Below are 17,674 nucleotides of genomic sequence, written 5' to 3' on the forward strand. Positions count from 1 at the left end.
CCCGTGCTAGCACGTTCCGGAGTCGCGTCGCCCCCGGAAATTGGTGCTGCTGTGACTGAAGTTAACAGGCTGTCGGGATGTGCGTTCCACCACCGATATTTGCCCATATCGGCTGGTTAATTGCCTGCGGGTCGCCGGGTTTCGCGCGACGAACCCGTTAGACTTTCCGACGATGTTCACCTCCCGAACACCCCCGCCATGACCGAGCAGCCGGACAACGGCGTCGAGCTCGGCCTGACCGGGCGGCCGCCGCGGGCGATCCCGGAACCACAGCCGCGCACCTCGCACGGCCCGGCCAAAGTCGTCGCCATGTGCAACCAGAAGGGTGGCGTCGGGAAGACCACGTCCACGATCAATCTGGGTGCCGCGCTCGCCGAATACGGCCGCCGGGTGCTGCTGGTGGACATGGATCCGCAGGGCGCGCTGTCCGCCGGCCTGGGCGTCCCGCATTACGAGCTGGAGAAGACCATCCACAACGTCCTGGTCGAGCCGCGGGTGTCGATCGACGACGTGTTGCTGCAGACCCGGGTCAAGCACATGGATCTGGTGCCCAGCAACATCGACCTGTCGGCCGCCGAGATCCAGCTGGTCAACGAGGTGGGACGCGAGCAGACGCTGGGCCGCGCGCTGCACCCGGTGCTGGATCGCTACGACTACGTGTTGATCGACTGCCAGCCGTCGCTGGGGCTGCTCACGGTCAACGGCCTGGCCTGCTCCGACGGCGTGGTGATTCCGACCGAGTGCGAGTATTTCTCGCTGCGCGGGCTGGCGCTGCTGACCGACACCGTCGACAAGGTGCGCGACCGGCTCAACCCGAAACTCGAGATCAGCGGGATCCTGCTCACCCGGTACGACCCCCGCACGGTCAACTCGCGCGAGGTGATGGCCCGGGTGGTGGAGCGGTTCGGCGACCTGGTGTTCGACACGGTGATCACCCGGACCGTGCGATTCCCGGAGACCAGCGTCGCCGGCGAACCCATCACCACGTGGGCCCCGCGATCCACGGGGGCCATCGCCTACCGCGCGCTGGCCCGCGAGTTCATCGACCGATTCGGCGCGTGAACGCGACCGAAACCGGTGCGGCGCCACAGCAGAACGGCTACGGAGCTGGCTTCCACGTCCGCCTGACGAATTTCGAGGGCCCGTTCGACCTGCTGCTGCAGCTGATCTTCGCCCATCGCCTCGACGTGACCGAGGTGGCGCTGCACCAGGTCACCGACGACTTCATCGCCTACACCCGCGAAATCGGTCCGCAGCTCGAGCTGGAGGAGACCACGGCGTTTCTGGTGGTCGCCGCGACCCTCCTGGACCTGAAGGCGGCCCGGTTGCTGCCCGCCGGACGGGTCGACGACGACGAGGACCTCGCGCTGCTGGAGGTGCGCGACCTGCTGTTCGCCCGGCTGCTGCAATATCGCGCGTTCAAGCACGTCGCGGAGATGTTCGCCGAACTCGAGGCCACGGCGCTGCGCAGTTACCCGCGCTCGGTGTCGCTGGAAGACCGGTTCACCGAACTGCTGCCCGAGGTGATGATCGGCGTGGACGCCGAACGCTTCGCTCAGATCGCCGCGATCGCGTTCAGCCCGCGGCCCGTTCCGACCGTGTCGGTCGAGCACCTGCACCAGGTCCAGGTCTCGGTTCCCGAACAGGCCAAAAAGTTGCTGGCGATCCTAAAAGCGCGTGGCAGCGGCGCGTGGGCCACGTTCTCCGAGCTGGTCGCCGACTGCGAGGCGTCGATGGAGGTGGTCGGGCGCTTCCTGGCGCTGCTCGAACTGTATCGGTCCCGGGCGGTAGCATTCGACCAGTCAGAGCCGCTTGGCGTGCTCCAAATCTCGTGGACCGGGGAGCGTCCGGCCAGTGAAGCCTTGGTAGAAGTGCGAGACGAATGACTGAAGAACTGCCCGAGATCGACCTGGATTCAGGCATCCCGGACATCGCCGAGGTCGCGCCCATGGAATCCGAGGAACTCGGCTCGGTGCTCGAGGCGCTGCTGTTGGTGGTGGACACGCCGGTCACCGCGGAGGCGCTGGCGTCAGCGACCCAGCAGCCGGTCTACCGGATTGCCACCACATTGCAGGAGATGGCCGAGCAACTCACCGAACGCGACAGCGGCATCGACCTACGGAAAAACAGCGAGGGCTGGCGGATGTACACCCGGGCCCGGTTCGCCCCCTATGTCGAGAAGCTGCTGCTGGACGGGGCGCGGTCCAAGCTCACCCGGGCCGCGCTGGAGACACTGGCCGTCGTCGCCTACCGCCAGCCCGTGACCCGCGCGCGGGTGAGCGCGGTGCGCGGCGTCAACGTCGACGCCGTGATGCGCACGCTGCTGGCGCGCGGCCTGATCACCGAGGCCGGGGCCGACGACGACACCGGCGCGGTGACGTTCGCCACCACCGACCTGTTCCTCGAGCGCCTGGGGCTGACCTCGCTGGCCGACCTACCAGATATCGCGCCGCTGCTTCCCGACGTCGACACGATCGAGGACCTGTCCGAATCCCTGGACAGCGAGCCACGTTTCATCAAACTGTCCGGCGGTCAATCGTCCGACCAGGCGCTGACCTTCGACGTGGACCAGGATTGATGGAAGAAGCCCAGGGGATCCGGCTGCAAAAGGTGTTGTCCCAGGCCGGAATTGCGTCGCGGCGGGCCGCCGAGAAGATGATCATCGACGGCCGCGTCGAGGTGGACGGGCAGGTGGTGACCGAGCTGGGCACCCGGGTCAACCCCGACTCCTCGGTGATTCGCGTCGACGGCGCCCGCGTGGTGCTCGACGACTCGCAGGTGTACCTCGCCCTGAACAAGCCGCGCGGTGTGCACTCGACGATGTCCGACGACCGCGGCCGCCCGTGCATCGGCGATCTGGTCGAGCGCAAGGTTCGCGGTAACAAGAACCTGTTTCACGTCGGACGGTTGGACGCCGACACCGAGGGGCTGATCCTGCTGACCAACGACGGCGAACTGGCGCACCGGCTGATGCACCCCTCCCACGAGGTGCCCAAGACGTATCTGGCGACGGTGACCGGGGCGGTGCCGCGCGGCCTCGGCAAGAAGCTGCGTGCCGGCATCGAATTGGACGACGGCGTGGCCAAACTCGACGAGTTCGCGGTGGTGGACGCCATCCCGGGTAAGACGCTGGTGCGGGTGACGCTGCACGAGGGGCGTAACCGCATCGTGCGCCGGCTGCTCGCGGCCGCCGGATTCCCGGTGGAGTCGTTGGTGCGCACCGACATTGGACCCGTCGCGCTGGGAAAGCAGCGACCCGGCACCATCCGGGCGCTGGCCCATCACGAGGTCGGCCAACTGTACAAGGCGGTGGGCCTGTGAGCGCAATGGTGGTTGCCATCGACGGCCCGGCAGGCACCGGAAAGTCCTCGGTGTCAAGGGGATTGGCGCAAGCGCTCGGCGCGCGCTACCTGGACACCGGCGGGATGTACCGGACGGTGACGCTGGCCGTGCTGCGCGCCGGCATCGACCCCGCCGACGCCGACGCCGTCGCCCGCACGGCGGAGAGGGTGCAGATGTCGGTGGACTATCAGCCCGATGGCGACCGCTATTTCCTGTCAGGAGAAGACGTCTCGACGGAAATCCGCGGCGACCGGGTCACCGGCTCGGTGTCGGCGGTGTCCTCGGTGCCCGCCGTCCGTACCCGGCTGGTCGCCATGCAGCGCGAAATGGCCCAGGGGCCGGGCAGTGTGGTCGTCGAGGGCCGCGACATCGGCACCGTCGTCCTGCCCGATGCGCCCGTGAAGATCTTCTTGACCGCGTCGGCCGAAACCCGGGCGCGGCGGCGCAACGACCAGAACGTGGCGGCCGGCCTGGCCGACGACTACGAGGCCGTGCTGGCCGACGTCCGCCGACGCGACCACCTGGATTCCACCCGGGCGGTGTCACCGCTGCGGCCCGCCGAGGACGCGGTGGTCATCGACACCAGCGAGATGACCGAGGCCGAGGTCATTTCGCACCTGCGCGACGTGGTCAAGCAGCGAAGCGGGGTCGTGCGGTGACTCAGGACGGCACGTGGAGCGACGAAAGCGACTGGGAATCCGTCGAATTCGGCCTGGACCAACCGGAGGAGGCCGGCCCGGCGCCCGTGGTGGCGGTGGTCGGCCGGCCCAACGTCGGCAAGTCGACGCTGGTCAACCGGATCCTGGGCCGCAGAGAAGCGGTGGTGCAGGACATCCCGGGCGTCACCCGCGATCGGGTGTCCTACGACGCGCTGTGGACCGGCCGCCGGTTCGTCGTGCAGGACACCGGGGGATGGGAACCCGACGCCAAGGGTTTGCAACAACTGGTGGCCGAACAGGCATCGGTGGCCATGCGCACCGCCGACGCGGTGATCCTGGTGGTCGACGCCGTCGTCGGCGCCACCGCGGCCGACGAGGCCGCCGCACGGATTCTGCTGCGGTCAGGCAAGCCGGTCTTCCTGGCGGCCAACAAGGTTGACAGCGACAAGGCCGAGGCGGACGCGGCGATGCTGTGGTCGCTGGGGCTCGGCGAGCCGCACGCCGTCAGCGCCATACACGGCCGCGGAGTGGCGGACCTGCTTGACCAGGTGCTTGCCGCGCTGCCCGAGGTGTCCGAAGTGGCGCCGACGTCGGGAGGCCCGCGCCGTGTCGCGCTGGTCGGCAAGCCGAACGTGGGCAAGAGCTCCCTGCTGAACAAGCTGGCCGGCGATCTGCGCTCGGTGGTGCACGATGTCGCCGGGACGACGGTGGACCCGGTGGACTCGTTGATCGAGCTGGGCGACAAGGTGTGGCGGTTCGTCGACACCGCGGGGTTGCGGCGCAAGGTCGGTCAGGCCAGTGGGCACGAGTTCTACGCCTCGGTGCGCACGCACTCGGCCATCGATGCGGCCGAGGTGGTGATCGTGCTGATCGACGGGTCGGAACCGCTCACCGAGCAAGATCAGCGGGTGCTGTCGATGGTCATCGAGGCCGGCCGGGCCCTGGTACTGGCTTTCAACAAGTGGGACCTGGTGGATGAAGACCGCCGCGAGCTGTTGGAGCGCGAGATCGACCGCGAACTTGTGCAGCTGCGGTGGGCGCCGCGGGTCAACATCTCCGCCAAGACCGGGCGCGCGTTGCAGAAGCTGGTGCCCGCTATGGAGACCGCGCTGGCGTCGTGGGATGCGCGGATTCCGACCGGCCCGTTGAACTCGTGGCTCAAGGAGGTGGTGGCCGCCACGCCGCCGCCGGTGCGTGGGGGCAAGCAGCCCCGCATCTTGTTCGCCACCCAGGCGACCGCCCGGCCCCCGACGTTCGTTCTGTTCACCACCGGTTTTCTGGAGGCCGGGTATCGCCGCTTCTTGGAGCGGCGGCTGCGTGAGACCTTCGGGTTCGAGGGATCGCCGATCCGGATCAATGTGCGGGTGCGCGAAAAGCGGGGAGCCAAGCGGCGCTGAGCGACTCCGACCTCGTGGTCGCGTGCAGCGGAGGTCGCTTGGCGGGCCGGCCGACCAGTTACGGTAGGCTTTCGACCTGCTGCCGATGCGCGCATCGGCGCGCGGGCTGTGGCGCAGTTTGGTAGCGCACTTGACTGGGGGTCAAGTGGTCGCAGGTTCAAATCCTGTCAGCCCGACGCAGGTGAGACGTAGTTTCACCCCTCGGTCAATACCCCACAAGGGGCCGGTACCCCAACCCGTACCCCAACCATGCAGTGTTTCCCGCTGTCCGCACGTGTTCATAAGCCGAGCCGCGCTGCCAAACCGATCGACCGCGGCGCGCGCCGCATCGTCGCTCGTATGGCCGTACACGTCGCCGGTAATCGCGACCGACGAGTGCCCGAGCAGGTCGGCCACCGCCTTGATATGCACGCCGGCCTCGAGCCACGCAACGGCCGCCGAGTGCCGCAGAGTGTGCACGCCGATGCCGTCGGTGCCGACCGCTTTTGCGGCCGCCTCGAGCACCCGGAGCAGGTTGCGCGGATCGACGGGCCCGCCGAGCTCGGTGGTGAACACCAGCCCGCTATCGGCCCACTGATTGGCTGCACGCAACCGATCGGCGGCCTGGTTCGCCTTCTGCTTGCGCAGCATCGCGACCAAGGAAGGCGATAGCGGCACTGCCCGACGCGATCGCGCCGTCTTGGGTTCGGTAATCACCAGTTCGCCGCCGACGCGCGCGATCGTCGCCGCCACCCGCAGCGCGCCGGCGTCGAGGTCTACCCTGTCCCACCGCAGCGCCAGCGCCTCACCCTTACGCAGACCGGTCGAGGCGATGAGCACGAGCGCCGGGTGGTACCTCGAGCTCTCGGCCGCCCGCAGGACCGCGGTCACCGCGGCGCCGTCCAAGTGCCTAGCCTCTCGCCGCTCCACGCCAGGGCGGCGCACCTGGGCGGCCGGATTACGGGCCAGGAGCCCGTCGCGCACCGCAGCGTCGAGGCCGGCCCTCAACACGGTGTACGTCTGCCGGATCGTGGAGTCGGACAGTGCCCGCACCGGGTCGGCGTCCTCGCCGGGGCCGGGCTTTGTTTTGGCCCGCATCCTGAGCACCAGCGCCTCGACGTCGGACGGGCGCAATCTGTCCAGAGTGATCGCGCCGAACGGCGCCGGCTCGAGGTGGCAGCGTGAAAGCGCCGCGTACAGCGCCTTGGTCGACCCCTTGCGATCCGATGCTGTGAGGGTCGTTGCGCGCCAGTGCGCGAGCCAATCGCCGACCGAACGACTTGCATCCTTGACCGGAGCCCCGGCGTCGAGTCGCTCACGGGCCTTTTTCATCTCTGCGCGTGCGGCCTTGGCTGTCGCCCCGTACAACGAGACCCGCTTGACCTGCCCAGTGTCGGTATCGGTGTAACTGAGCCGGGCCTCCCAGCGCCCGTTGGCCCGCTGCCGAACGGTGCCCTCCCCGTTAGCTCGTTTCGCCATTTGCGCCCCGCCCCTCATGGTTGTACGCACTACCGTCGTTTGGTTGCGTTGACTACCAACGCTTTTCACCGATCACAGAGTGCCGTGCTACTCGACACCCCCGTCTCTATAGTTCAGCACGATAGCGCGCCGAACGCGTACTGACTTGAAGAAACGAGGAGAGGCACGAAACGATGAATAGCGACACAGGCAGACTTCTGCTGCCCTATGCGGAAGCGATGGCCGCGCTCGGCGGTATCAGCCGCACAACGCTTTGGGACTTGGTCACTAGCGGCCAGGTAGTGCGGGTCAAGATCGGTGCACGAGCTTTCATCACCGCGAAATCCGTTGCCGCCTACGTGGATCGGCTCACCGCAGCCGCCACGGCATGACCGCCGAGCGAGGCCGAGGCAAAGGGCCGCCCGGGGACGACCCCGGCGACGGTGCGCCGTGACCGAGCAGCTGGCGTTCTGGGGTATGCCGCCGCGGCGCCGTCAACCGGGCCGGCCGTCGCGGCGGGCCCGATTCGATCGGGCGCTCGACACTATGCTCACCTACGCAGACCTGTCTGCGGCAGCCGGCCCGACCAACGAACGCTCAGACCCGACTATGTGGATCGTTATGAGCGACGACGATTGGGATAACCCCTGGCTCAACAACGTTGGAATGGCCGCGCAGGGCCTCTATTGGAAGGGTCTCTGCTGGGCGAAGGACCAGACCCGCGGCCGCGACTTCCTCGCATCCAAATCGGTGCTCGGCGATCTGGAGTCGTGGTTCATCCCCGACGGACAAATCCGCTATTGGAAAGCGACTCGCGAGGCTAGGCAGCTGGTCGAGGCGAGCATCTGGATACCCATCCAGGGCGGCTACCGATACGTGTATCTGCGGGACCAGAACAAGCCAAAGACGGTTTACGAGGCGCGACTTAAGAAGACCAGGGAGAAGCGCCGCCACCGCGCGGCCGGGCCGCCCGACGACGCCGCCGACGGGTGGTGAATGTGTTTGCTGGAAAGGCGATGTCTCCAGGAGACACGTGTGGAGACATCCGAAAGGCTGTGTCAGACCTTGCTACAAGCGCACCTGCTGTGACCTGCATAAGAAGGTCGATGTCTCCAGGAGACACCTTGGTACGTCTCGAACTCACGCCAACATGTGTCAGCGATGAGTTTGCAGACGTAACCGCTGCCGCGTTCACAGCGCGACCGCCCAGCCCCGAAAACCCCATCGCAAAGTCCGGGGAGAAACACCCCGAATTTCGCGATGGCCGTATCCACTCCTGGCTGCTTTCCGTCCGCTACCGTCCGGCGCGCAAACCACCTGCGGCAAGCAACCTGTCCGTCGACGACCGCGGCAACCGCCTGGACCAACCACAGAAAGCAACCAGCTCGATGTACGTGGCAACCGAGCGTAGCGAGGGCGGCAGCCGGTCGTCGTTGCGTTCATTGGGTACGGCACTACGCGCACGCGAGGGCGAGGCGGCGTGAGAGCCCGCCACAATCACGTCATCGTCCGTGCCTATTGCGACACGCGCGCGATCGACCGTCCATGTCCGACATGCCGCGCCGCGGTCGGCGAATACTGCACTCGCACCGACGACAGAGGCCAGGCGCGCATCCGCCGCGTGCCGTGCGTGCAGCGCTGCCCACCAAGCCCGCCGGCTACCGACGAGCCGGTCCAACCGAACCACCGTCCGCCGGCTCGATCTTTCGACGAGCCGCTTCACGAGCTCGACGACGACACGGAGACACGATGAGGCTCAATGCTCTACCGGCACTGCGGGCCACCGTCACGGCGCTGCCCGGCCAGCAGCCGCGACGAGTGCGCCTCACCGCAGGCCCGTTCACGTTCACCGTCGAGCCCGACGAGGCGCTCAAGCTCGCCGATCGGCTCGTCGACGCCGTCGAAATGATTCGCAGCCACCCCAACGGAAGGACCGCACGATGACCGATGAGACCGACGACCGGCTTGCCGAGGCGCGCCGCGATTACTGCGCGGCGCTGTACGTGGTGGCGCAGGCCACCGGTGACCGCGAGCTCGAGTTCGAGGTATTCCGCCGGCTGGCCGCTTACGGCGGCCGCGGCTGTGTGACCGAGACGCTCACCCGAGGTCTACGTCTGATCTTCGAGAAAACGGACCTCGTCGAGCTCGAGCCGGTCGTCGTCGCGTTGCGCGCCTATGCGGCCCGTTTGGTGGAGTGGTTCGGGCATGAGCAACTCGACACCGGCGACGACGACACCGTGGTCGATCCTGCCGAGATTGAGGCCGAGGCGCGGCGATTGCTCGGCGGCGGGGGCGCTGCGCCGTGATGCGACGCGGTGTCCTGCTCGACGTTGCGGAGGCGGCAGTGCTCGTCGGCACGATCGAGGACTTGTGCCGCCGTACCGGCCGGCAGCCATCGGGCCGGCTCGACCCGATTGTGGCGAAATTGCGCAAAGTTGTTGCAAACACTGACGGTTTGACCGCAAAAAGCGTCAGTTTGTTTGGCATTGAGGCGGATTCGGATCAACACTGCGCTTATGACCTCGTCACGTCAGGCGAAGCGGCACGAATCTTGGGCATCGGCGCCCACGGTGTGCGCGACCTTCGCCGGCGCGGCGTCCTCACAGCGCACTTCACCGGCACCCGCTGGTTGTACCCGCTCCGAGTCGTCGAGGCCCGCGCTGAGCACCAGGCCGCCAAACGCGCCGACCCCTGAGCGAGGCCGCCGTGCCTGACCTACGCACGGTGCGCAACGTCGAGATCCTCAAGGTGGGTCAGTGGGACGGCTCGAGCGGTACGTTCACGATCGACCGTGAGGATCTCGCCTCGGCCGTCGAGTTCCACCGGGCCGGTGTGCTGCGGCCTGCGCCGTTGAAGATCGGCCACGACGACCCGCGTTTCGATGGCGGCCCGGCATTAGGCAACCTCGATTCGCTGCGGCTGAGCGACGGCGGCGACACGCTAGTCGCTGATTTCGTCAACGTGCCTGCCAGCATCGCGAAGCTGCTCCCCGCGGCATACCGCGATCGCTCGATCGAGGGCGTTTTCGATTACCGCGACGGCACCGGGCGCACGTGGCGGTTCATCGTGACGGCGTGCGCACTGCTCGGAGAGCGGGCCCCGGCGGTCCACACCCTCAAGCAACTCGGCGAGCTCTATGGCGTCGACGTCGCTGCGGCCGCATCGGGCCGGCGCGTCATCGTGGCCGCCAGCGCATTCCATTCCGAGGACACGCAGCGCCACCGCGCTGTCCAAGTTGCCGCCGCCCGCCGGCGGCGCACCAACCGACCGATTGGAGTCTGAGCAATGTCGACACCGCTTTTGCAGGTATCGGTTTACGACCCTGGTAAGGACATCAGCGCCGAAGCGACCGCCGCGGTGACGGTGCGCCGGTTCGTGAAGATCAGCGGTAACCGCACCAGCGGCGGCAATGTCGCGGTTGCGCCGGCCGCTGCCGGTGACCGGCCCTGCGGTGTAGCGGGTCATGACGCCGGGGTGGGCGAGCTCGTCCGCGTCGTGCGCGGCAACTCTCGTGTCGTGAAAGTCACTGCCTCGGGTGCGATCGCAGCCGGCGCCGAAGTCCAGGTCGGCGCGAATGGCACCGCCGCGACCAAGGCCGCCGGTATCGCTGTGGGCTATGCGATCACCGGCGCAGCCGACGCCACCGACGCCGAAATCTCGCTCTACTGAGAGGAATTGAGCCACAAATGCCTAGTCCGTTGATTCCCGAACTTACTGGCCGCCGGCTGACGGTCGACGTCGCGCTCAAACAGCCGTCACTCCTCCGCGACCGCATCGCGAAGATTGCCGACGATCAGCTCCTCCTGCCGCGGTTCTTCCGCCCGTTCGGTGCCCAGGTCCAAGGCGCTGGGCTGCTGTACAGCGTCGTCAAAGCCTCCGATTTCTACACGACCGACGTCGAGAAGCGTGCGCCAGGAACCGAATACAAGGCAGTCGAAGGCGTCGACCCCGAGAAGAAGCTCGCTGTTGTCGAAGACCACGGTGGCTGGTTCGAAATCAACGACGAAGAGATCATCCGCAACGACGTCAGCAAGCTGGATCAAGAGACCACGCAGCTTGGGAACACAATCGCCAAGCGCCTCGATGCACTGGCGATGGCGGCCCTCGAAGCCAGCGACATCGAAAGCATCGCTATCGACGGCACCTGGTTAAACCTGGTATTCGAGGGTCCGCTGGACCAGATCACCCCGAGCGCGGCGCGGCCACTGAGCCATCTTTCGGAGGCCCAGTTAGAGGCCGACCTCGACGAACTCGGCGTGAAGCTCAATCTCGTTGTCTGCCACCCGCAGAACGCCCACGAACTCCGCGTCGCCTACGGTCCCGAACTCGACGCCGCGCTGAAATCTGTTGGTCTCGAGCTCTATGCACATCCGCGGGTGACCTACAACCAGCCGTACGTCGTCGAAAAGGGCAACGTCGGCATCGTTGGATTTGAAACCCCGCTGATGACCGAGACGATCGATATCCGTGAGCGCCGCTGTAAACGCATACAAAGCTATGTAGTTGGCACCTTCGCGGTCGACCGCCCCGCCGCGGCGAAAAAGCTCATCCTCGCCTAAAAGGAGACTTACAAATGGAATTGACTTTCACCGCCGCCCAGGTTTCGACGATGCTCACGAAACTTGGTCTGCCGGCGGATACCGACAACACTGAGATGATCCTCGCCTGCATCGAGGACGTCTGTGCACAGGTCGCCGAGCTCGACCCAGAGAAGCCGTCAACAGTCGCGGCGGCTGCCAAGCGCGCCGGCCTCGAGGTAGTCGACACCGACATGCTCACCGCGCTGCGCCACGACGCTCAAGAGGGCCGAAAGATCGCGGCCGCGGCCAAGCACGCCGATATCGAGCGCCAGGTCGACGAGGCGGTGAGCGCGGGCAAGATCACCGCCGCGCGAAAGAAGCACTGGCAGACGCTCCTTGAGGCCGATCCCGGCATGGCCGAGGTTCTTGCGAGTGTTCCCAATGAGACTGCCGTCCCGATGACCGAGCTCGGCCACAGTCTCGAGCCCGTCGACGCCGGCGCCGACAAGCCGGCGTGGTTCTACTAGACGTCGCTGCTCGCGGTTGCCTGGCATGGCCTGATGAGTGCGACTACGGTGGCCGGCCGTCCCGTCACTGAGCGGCCGGCCATCGTGACCTCCGAATCCGCCTCATGACCGCCGACTATGAGGCAGACCGGCGAACCCGCGAGGAGCGGCACCGCCAGGTGGTCACCCAGCAACTCGGACAGTTCCCACGCGAGCTCGCCCGATGCACGTGCAACACACCGTCATTCGACTGTGGCGACCATGCCAACACGTGCCCACTCGGGCCCACACCGCCGCTATCAAGCAACCCGACCAGGCCGGCGACACGCCGCCCACGCGAGGAGACGTTCTGATGCCCAACACCTCACACCGCAAACCGCGGCCAGGCAGCACCGCGCGCGGCCTCGGTTACGACCACCAAACCCACCGCGCCCGGCTGCTGCTGCGCCACGTCGACGGCAAGCCGTGCTGGTGGTGTGGGCGCAAGATGTTCAAACAGCCCGCGCGGAACTGGGACAAGCGGGTGCTGCACGCCGACCACAGCCGTAGCCGCTCAACGGTAGGCATCGGCAACAGCACCGCCGACCGGCTTCTCCACGCCACGTGCAACGAGCAGCGAGGCGACGGCAGCCGCGATGACACGAGGCCCGCGCTCACCGGCACCGACGACCGCAAACGCAGCGTCGATACCGACCTCGGCCAGCTCTGCTACTTTCCGTGGCCTGAGCTCGATCAAGGCCGCTGACTTGCGATTTTCTTGGACCGGGGGTACCCACTAGACCGCCGCGGTGGTCTAGAAAATTTTTTTTGGAGCGAGCCCGAGGTTTCGGCCGGAGACGGGCAAACGGGTGCTCGGGCGGGATGGTCACGGGACGACGTCCGGCGCTTTTTACTGATGCCAATAAAAAGACAGGTGGTCTGCGGGTAACTTCGACGACACCTGCCACCCCAGCGAAATCAGGCGCCGGTCACGGGCCAGGCAGTGTGGCGAACCGTTGGACTATCGACTCGACGAGGTCGATCACGGTGGGCAACTCGGCTGCGTCGATCTGCGTGCCGTCATTGGCGCGAAAGCCAAACAAGATCTCTGGCGGATCGGGCCTCTCGAACTGAATCCCCGATTTCCACGTAAACACATCGTCCGGGTGGGAGGTGAAGCTCGGACTGATCGATGCGCGCGACACCGCCACCTTCTGCCCCGGTGTGATCGGTAACTGCGGGCCAGGGGTGTAGATCAGGATGTTTAGGTTGTAATACGGCTTCATGTCTGGCGGCGTTATCAAACTCGCGGACCAAGCGCCGGTGGCGAACAGGCTGAGATTGCGATGCTTGTCTGTACCGCCGAGCGTCGCCAATCGCGAAAGAAGCGGGTCGATCTGCGGGAGCGCAGGAGCTGGGCCCGGCGGCGTGGGAGGCGCAAACTGCTGCACTGCGCGGAGTTCGGCGACCGCGGTCGGCCATGCGCGGGGCACCTTCGCCGCGACGGTGCGCTCCCACTTGGCGGGGTCCGTGACGATTGGGAACGCGACCTTGTGCGCATCTGGCCCGTCGGGTACGCCGCCGTTGGCGAGGTAGATCTGAAACGCTGTGTAGTCAAGTGCGGTGCGGAGCGCGTGGACAACTTCGCCGGCCCGGAGCGGGAGATTTATCGGCGGCGCCGCGTTCACCTTGACGTAGCCGATGTAACACACAAATTGGAGGGATCGGCGCGATTGCGCCTCCACACCGCCGGTCTCCTGCCATTCGGTCAATGTCGCGGCGAGTTCTTCGTGCAATTGTTTCGCACGATCAATCTTCGCGCGGGCATCGGTCAGGTCAAGTACGCCGCTCATCACTATGACCACCGACGCTATCGGCCGGCGCGCCGAATCGTGCTGCGACATGCCGGCCGGCCGTTCGCTTCGAGTGAACAACGGACGCGGCGCGCCGTCGCCTAAGACGAACGTCCACCGACCTATCGTGATGTCGATATGCCAACAAGCAGCATGAACGGCGAACACGCCATCGTCTTCTCGATCCTCGACCGCGCGGCAAAAATATACGGTTACACCTGGCTGATCGAGTGGTCCACCACGTCGTTCTATATCAAGTCGACATACAAGCCGCTTCAATTGCTGAAAGTCACCATTCACGGCTTTGACCCGAAACATGTTGGTAAGCAGCACTTTCGCCTCGACTTCGATCACGCCGAACCGGCGACGAAGGCGGTAAATGCCGGGGGAGGTTGGGCGACGGTCGGCGCGCAGCTGCCCTTGTACTTCGACGGCCGCCGGATAAATAAGCGCACGGTACACATCGTTCGGTTCTCCGCTGAGGCGGAGATGTATGCGGCGGGCATTCCATCCGCGCCGACCCCCAAGGTCAGGCAGAAGGCGACGCTCCACGCTGCTGTTGCCGCGCCGCCGCCCGGGAGTGTGACGCACGTCGATTTGTTCCTCAGCGCCGTCCGACCCTACTGGCCGAACGAGAAGAAGACCAGAGCCCGCGATGCCGGTATGGGACCGCTCGTCAGCTCCGGGGGCCTCTACCTGACTGCGGTCAACTATCAGATGCCGGTCACGGACGAGCCAGACCCGTTCGGCGATGTCCGCGGTGGTGAACCCATCGACCAATGCGTGCGCGGCATCGCCGAAAGCGTCGACCCATCGGGCTTCTTGTGGGTCTGCGAGAAGATGATTCCTCGATCGAAAGTCGACTCGTCATCGCCACCGCCGGCGCCTGGAGGCGCGCCACCGGTGCGCGGGCGTTGCGGGCCCAGCTAGTCACGCTGACGCTCATGCCATCGCACCCTTTTTACTGTTGACCGTAAAAAGCCACGCCACCAGTCTTTCGTGGCAGCACGGAAAAGTCAGTGCTCATTGCCCGAGCCGACCGAGTTCGCCGGCGGCCACTAGCAGCACCGCGGCCAGGGAACGGGCCTCGTCGGCGTCGAGCAGCTCAGCGTCGTCGAGCTGCAACGTCACCCCGCGGAGCACGGTGCCGTCGCCGAATTGCTGGCCGGTGATCGTCACCGCGGCCGGGCCGGCGGCGCGGCTGGTGCCGTCGAACCAGCGCCACCAACCGGCGCCGCAGTCGAATTCTTCCCAGGGGAACACGCGCCGAGCGTCGGCGGGCGGTGTGAGTGTGTTCGTCATGCGCCACAGCTAACAACGCGTCCGACTGAAATAGCAAGGGCCACAACCAAAATACTGCATCAACGGCGTGTTTAGGCAACGCACAATAGTTGTGTGATGCACGGCAGCGTCGAGTTCGTTACAGCACCGCGGCGTGTCCCGCATCGCGCCCAGGACCCGGCGCGAGACAGTTGGATGCATGGACGGATGGGCGTTGCTGGTCTCGGTGCTGGCCTTCGTGGTGTCCGGTGCGGCCCTGGTGATCGCCTGGTGGCAACTGGTGTTGCAACGCGACGCCGCCGGTGGGCGTGGGATCTTGTTGGGCGTCGGCCGGTATCACCGAACGATCGCCCGGAGAGGCGGCGTGGAAACAATCACCGACGACTACAACGTCGACGTCGAGCTCGTCGGCAACGAGCGTCACATGGTCGCTGTCCACCTCGAACGCGACGGCCGGCAACTCGGCCCGGCCGATGTCGGGTGGGTCGAATCGCCAGACGTCCGAGCGCGGATGACGTGCGAAAGCGAGCCGATCCACTGGCGGTTTGAGCTCTCGCCAGACGACGCGCGGGACCTGTGGGTGGTGCTGTCGTGGGTCAGCCCTTACGGGGACGGTGTTCGCACCGACGCTTTCCGCCGCCGGCTCGACGTCCTCGAGGACGAAATCGAGGAGTGGCACTGGTTCCGGTCCTATCGTGCGCGCCGCCGCTTTGAGGCGTGGGGCTCGCGTCGGCGCTGGGCATGGGCGCGCCGGTGGTTGGGCAAGCCCAGGCGGCTCGGCGAGTGGCGGCCGAGCGGGGCCCGCGAACTTGCGCCGGGGCAGAGCCCGATCAACTCACGCTTCGACGGCCGGTGACGAGGCGTAACGGCGCGGTTGCCGTACCCCTACGCGTACCCCAACCGGCCGAAAATCGGGGCGGTTTGCGGGTGTTAGCAGGTGTTATGAAAATGCGCTGACCTGCAAAAACCGACTACCGGCGAACGGCCGTAAACCCCGTTCGGCTATCTGGGGGTCAAGTGGTCGCAGGTTCAAATCCTGTCAGCCCGACACACGAAATACCTGCCAGCGGCGCTCTCTCTTCGGCCAACGCGCGTGGTCACCGATTGAATACAAAAACGGTATGCCTGGCGAGTAAATACCGGTCAGATTCCGGAAATTGCATATAACGGACCGAAATCGGCACACGTCTATCAATGCAGACGCGGACACGGACCCGTGAATAGGGCGTTCGTATTCCCCCGGCAACGCGCGGGAACGTAATCCGCGCGAAGCCGGTCACTTCCGCTTCTACAGAGGTAGAAAGTCAAAGGCGATTGTCAGGAGCAAACCACTTGCCCGGCCGCCGGAACGGTGCACGTGAGGGTGCAACCCGTCGACCCGCCCAGGATTGCGACCAGCGTCGCGGCTACTGCCACTACTTTCAGCGTTCTCTTGGTGCTCGTCATCGGCGTACCTTTCTCGCTGGTGTTATAAACCTGTCAAATTGGATGCTATAGCCGTCACCGGCGCAGCGGAAGCATGTTTTCGGCATTTGTCCACTAAAAACTTCAGCGCGGCTTTACAAAGCCGCCGACGGCCAACTCCCAAGGCCTCGCAATTTCGGGCACTCGCTTCCAGCGGGCCCAGCGACACGCTAAGCCGGCCGTCGTTAAGTCCTTGAGGCACCAGGGGACAACGCGCGTGTTTAGTCAATAAACCGTTTGTTGAGTTAAATGCCCGAGTTAGTCAGCGTGTGAGACGGAGCCCGACGCAAAGCAATCAGGATGCCCGCGTCGCGACGGCGCTCCAAGGCAACTCGAGCGCGCCATCGCGTTCGTAAGAAACGAGCGACGCCTCGAGTGTCGAGCGGATCGTGGCGATCTGTTCACTTCCCAACGAGCCGACGAGTTCCGCCACCGGCCCGGCCACCTCCGTCACGTGCGTCCAGTAGTCTTCCACGCCGTCGAAGCGCATGGCGCCGGTGATCTCCTCGGAGAGGACATCTAAGAAGCCCGCACCGGAGGCGAGGGCGTGATTGTGCTCGGGGGTGGACAGTGAGAAGAGTCCCCCGGGAGCGAAGGCGTCCCCGGGCGGTGCGACGCCACTTTGCAACAGTGCCACCACGATCTGGAAGATCCATGGGTTGCGCTCGGGTGGCCCCCACGTCGCATAGCTGAACAGGCCGCCCTGCCGGAGCACCCGCCGGACCTCCGCGACGGCCCGCTCCTGCTCGGGCACGAGCATCATCCCGAACCGGGAAAGCACCCCGTCAACGCTGCCGTCGGGCAGGTCGATCTGCTGCGCGTCGATGACGCGGCATTCGACGTTATCGAGACCCCGATCGCTCGCGCCCCGACGGGCAGCGGCCACCATCTCGGGCGCGAAATCAGTCGAGATGAGCAGACCGGACCTACCGAGCCGGGCGGCGGCGAGGAAGCCTGTCTCACCTGGGCCCGCCGCCAGCTCCAACACCGTTTGGCCCGGCTGCGGATCGATGTGGTCGACGAGCCAATCGGACACCGATCGCACGTCGGAGAACAAGCGGTCGCGATGTTTTTCCCAGGCCGCTGCCACTGCGCTCCAGTGACGCAGGGCTTGCTCGGGCGAGTTCTGCTCAGACATGCCTGCCCCAAACTCGACAACGGCCGACCGCGGGCCGTTCGCGTCATTGCAGCCTACTGTCAACACTGCCAGGCGTGAAGCGATGGTTGCGTTCGCCG

22 protein-coding genes and 1 tRNA gene are annotated in these 17,674 nt (G+C 66.0%); 19 read left to right on the forward strand and 4 right to left on the reverse strand.

What is annotated here, in order from left to right; genetic code table 11:
* The first annotated feature begins 198 nt into the window (after positions 1 to 198).
* The 7 genes from AC5Y7E_RS12935 (at position 199) to AC5Y7E_RS12965 (ending at position 5,574) form a co-directional block, all read left to right on the forward strand.
* Positions 199 to 1,062, forward strand: a complete 864-nt coding sequence (locus tag AC5Y7E_RS12935) for a ParA family protein (protein ID WP_008257550.1) — start codon at positions 199 to 201, stop codon at positions 1,060 to 1,062.
* Positions 1,059 to 1,886: a segregation/condensation protein A gene (locus AC5Y7E_RS12940; RefSeq protein WP_499949284.1), complete on the forward strand. Its 828-nt coding sequence runs from the start codon at positions 1,059 to 1,061 to the stop codon at positions 1,884 to 1,886. The genes AC5Y7E_RS12935 and AC5Y7E_RS12940 overlap by 4 nt, the downstream gene beginning before the upstream one ends.
* Positions 1,883 to 2,578 carry an SMC-Scp complex subunit ScpB gene (gene scpB, locus AC5Y7E_RS12945; RefSeq protein ID WP_499920928.1) on the forward strand — a complete coding sequence of 232 codons (696 nt, stop codon included), beginning with the start codon at positions 1,883 to 1,885 and terminating at the stop codon, positions 2,576 to 2,578. The genes AC5Y7E_RS12940 and scpB overlap by 4 nt, the downstream gene beginning before the upstream one ends.
* Positions 2,578 to 3,321 (forward strand): pseudouridine synthase, encoded by a 744-nt coding sequence (locus AC5Y7E_RS12950; protein WP_499949285.1) that lies wholly within the window; start codon positions 2,578 to 2,580, stop codon positions 3,319 to 3,321. The genes scpB and AC5Y7E_RS12950 overlap by 1 nt, the downstream gene beginning before the upstream one ends.
* Before the next feature lie 5 nt (positions 3,322 to 3,326).
* Positions 3,327 to 4,001, forward strand: a complete 675-nt coding sequence (cmk, locus tag AC5Y7E_RS12955) for a (d)CMP kinase (protein ID WP_499949504.1) — start codon at positions 3,327 to 3,329, stop codon at positions 3,999 to 4,001.
* Positions 3,998 to 5,398 carry a ribosome biogenesis GTPase Der gene (der, locus tag AC5Y7E_RS12960; protein ID WP_499949286.1) on the forward strand — a complete coding sequence of 467 codons (1,401 nt, stop codon included), beginning with the start codon at positions 3,998 to 4,000 and terminating at the stop codon, positions 5,396 to 5,398. Before cmk ends, der begins: the two co-directional genes overlap by 4 nt.
* Positions 5,399 to 5,500: 102 nt before the next feature.
* Positions 5,501 to 5,574: transfer RNA gene (locus AC5Y7E_RS12965), tRNA-Pro, on the forward strand.
* On the opposite strand, the gene AC5Y7E_RS12970 is transcribed toward AC5Y7E_RS12965, so the two are convergent.
* Positions 5,540 to 6,856, reverse strand: coding sequence for a tyrosine-type recombinase/integrase (locus AC5Y7E_RS12970; protein ID WP_499949288.1), 1,317 nt, complete (start codon positions 6,854 to 6,856; stop codon positions 5,540 to 5,542). The genes AC5Y7E_RS12965 and AC5Y7E_RS12970 overlap by 35 nt on opposite strands.
* Before the next feature lie 173 nt (positions 6,857 to 7,029).
* Between AC5Y7E_RS12970 and AC5Y7E_RS12975 the strand changes: the two genes are divergently transcribed.
* The 10 genes from AC5Y7E_RS12975 (at position 7,030) to AC5Y7E_RS13020 (ending at position 12,606) form a co-directional block, all read left to right on the forward strand.
* Positions 7,030 to 7,227 (forward strand): helix-turn-helix transcriptional regulator, encoded by a 198-nt coding sequence (locus AC5Y7E_RS12975; protein WP_499949290.1) that lies wholly within the window; start codon positions 7,030 to 7,032, stop codon positions 7,225 to 7,227.
* A 58-nt stretch (positions 7,228 to 7,285) separates the two neighbouring features.
* Positions 7,286 to 7,831, forward strand: a complete 546-nt coding sequence (locus AC5Y7E_RS12980) for a hypothetical protein (RefSeq protein WP_499949292.1) — start codon at positions 7,286 to 7,288, stop codon at positions 7,829 to 7,831.
* A gap of 753 nt (positions 7,832 to 8,584) precedes the next feature.
* Positions 8,585 to 8,779: a hypothetical protein gene (locus AC5Y7E_RS12985; protein ID WP_499949293.1), complete on the forward strand. Its 195-nt coding sequence runs from the start codon at positions 8,585 to 8,587 to the stop codon at positions 8,777 to 8,779.
* A complete protein-coding gene (locus tag AC5Y7E_RS12990) occupies positions 8,776 to 9,141 on the forward strand; it encodes a hypothetical protein (RefSeq protein WP_499949295.1) in 366 nt (121 codons plus the stop codon). The genes AC5Y7E_RS12985 and AC5Y7E_RS12990 overlap by 4 nt, the downstream gene beginning before the upstream one ends.
* A gap of 38 nt (positions 9,142 to 9,179) precedes the next feature.
* Positions 9,180 to 9,530 carry a helix-turn-helix domain-containing protein gene (locus AC5Y7E_RS12995; protein ID WP_499949296.1) on the forward strand — a complete coding sequence of 117 codons (351 nt, stop codon included), beginning with the start codon at positions 9,180 to 9,182 and terminating at the stop codon, positions 9,528 to 9,530.
* An 11-nt stretch (positions 9,531 to 9,541) separates the two neighbouring features.
* Positions 9,542 to 10,117 carry a hypothetical protein gene (locus tag AC5Y7E_RS13000; RefSeq protein ID WP_499949297.1) on the forward strand — a complete coding sequence of 192 codons (576 nt, stop codon included), beginning with the start codon at positions 9,542 to 9,544 and terminating at the stop codon, positions 10,115 to 10,117.
* Positions 10,118 to 10,120: 3 nt separating this feature from the next.
* Positions 10,121 to 10,504, forward strand: coding sequence for a capsid cement protein (locus AC5Y7E_RS13005; RefSeq protein WP_499949298.1), 384 nt, complete (start codon positions 10,121 to 10,123; stop codon positions 10,502 to 10,504).
* A gap of 17 nt (positions 10,505 to 10,521) precedes the next feature.
* The gene (locus AC5Y7E_RS13010; RefSeq protein WP_499949300.1) at positions 10,522 to 11,394 is read left to right on the forward strand and encodes a major capsid protein; all 873 of its coding nucleotides are present in this window, start codon (positions 10,522 to 10,524) and stop codon (positions 11,392 to 11,394) included.
* A gap of 14 nt (positions 11,395 to 11,408) precedes the next feature.
* Entirely contained in the window at positions 11,409 to 11,882 is a 474-nt protein-coding gene (locus AC5Y7E_RS13015; RefSeq protein ID WP_499949301.1) for a hypothetical protein, read from the forward strand.
* 331 nt (positions 11,883 to 12,213) lie between these two features.
* Complete coding sequence (locus AC5Y7E_RS13020) at positions 12,214 to 12,606, forward strand: hypothetical protein (protein ID WP_499949303.1); 393 nt, start codon at positions 12,214 to 12,216, stop codon at positions 12,604 to 12,606.
* A gap of 223 nt (positions 12,607 to 12,829) precedes the next feature.
* On the opposite strand, the gene AC5Y7E_RS13025 is transcribed toward AC5Y7E_RS13020, so the two are convergent.
* A complete protein-coding gene (locus tag AC5Y7E_RS13025; RefSeq protein WP_499949305.1) occupies positions 12,830 to 13,744 on the reverse strand; it encodes a hypothetical protein in 915 nt (304 codons plus the stop codon).
* A 102-nt stretch (positions 13,745 to 13,846) separates the two neighbouring features.
* Between AC5Y7E_RS13025 and AC5Y7E_RS13030 the strand changes: the two genes are divergently transcribed.
* Positions 13,847 to 14,623, forward strand: a complete 777-nt coding sequence (locus AC5Y7E_RS13030; RefSeq protein ID WP_499949306.1) for a hypothetical protein — start codon at positions 13,847 to 13,849, stop codon at positions 14,621 to 14,623.
* Between the two features lie 93 nt (positions 14,624 to 14,716).
* Here AC5Y7E_RS13030 and AC5Y7E_RS13035 read toward each other — a convergent pair whose 3' ends face one another.
* Positions 14,717 to 14,995: a hypothetical protein gene (locus AC5Y7E_RS13035; RefSeq protein WP_499949307.1), complete on the reverse strand. Its 279-nt coding sequence runs from the start codon at positions 14,993 to 14,995 to the stop codon at positions 14,717 to 14,719.
* Positions 14,996 to 15,173: 178 nt separating this feature from the next.
* Here AC5Y7E_RS13035 and AC5Y7E_RS13040 point away from each other — a divergent pair, with 178 nt between their 5' ends.
* The gene (locus tag AC5Y7E_RS13040; RefSeq protein WP_499949309.1) at positions 15,174 to 15,830 is read left to right on the forward strand and encodes a hypothetical protein; all 657 of its coding nucleotides are present in this window, start codon (positions 15,174 to 15,176) and stop codon (positions 15,828 to 15,830) included.
* A gap of 903 nt (positions 15,831 to 16,733) precedes the next feature.
* Here AC5Y7E_RS13040 and AC5Y7E_RS13045 read toward each other — a convergent pair.
* On the reverse strand, positions 16,734 to 17,576 hold the full coding sequence (locus tag AC5Y7E_RS13045; RefSeq protein ID WP_499949310.1) for a class I SAM-dependent methyltransferase: 843 nt from the start codon (positions 17,574 to 17,576) through the stop codon (positions 16,734 to 16,736).
* Positions 17,577 to 17,674 lie beyond the last annotated feature (98 nt).

Source organism: Mycobacterium sp. NGS17 (assembly GCF_059813205.1).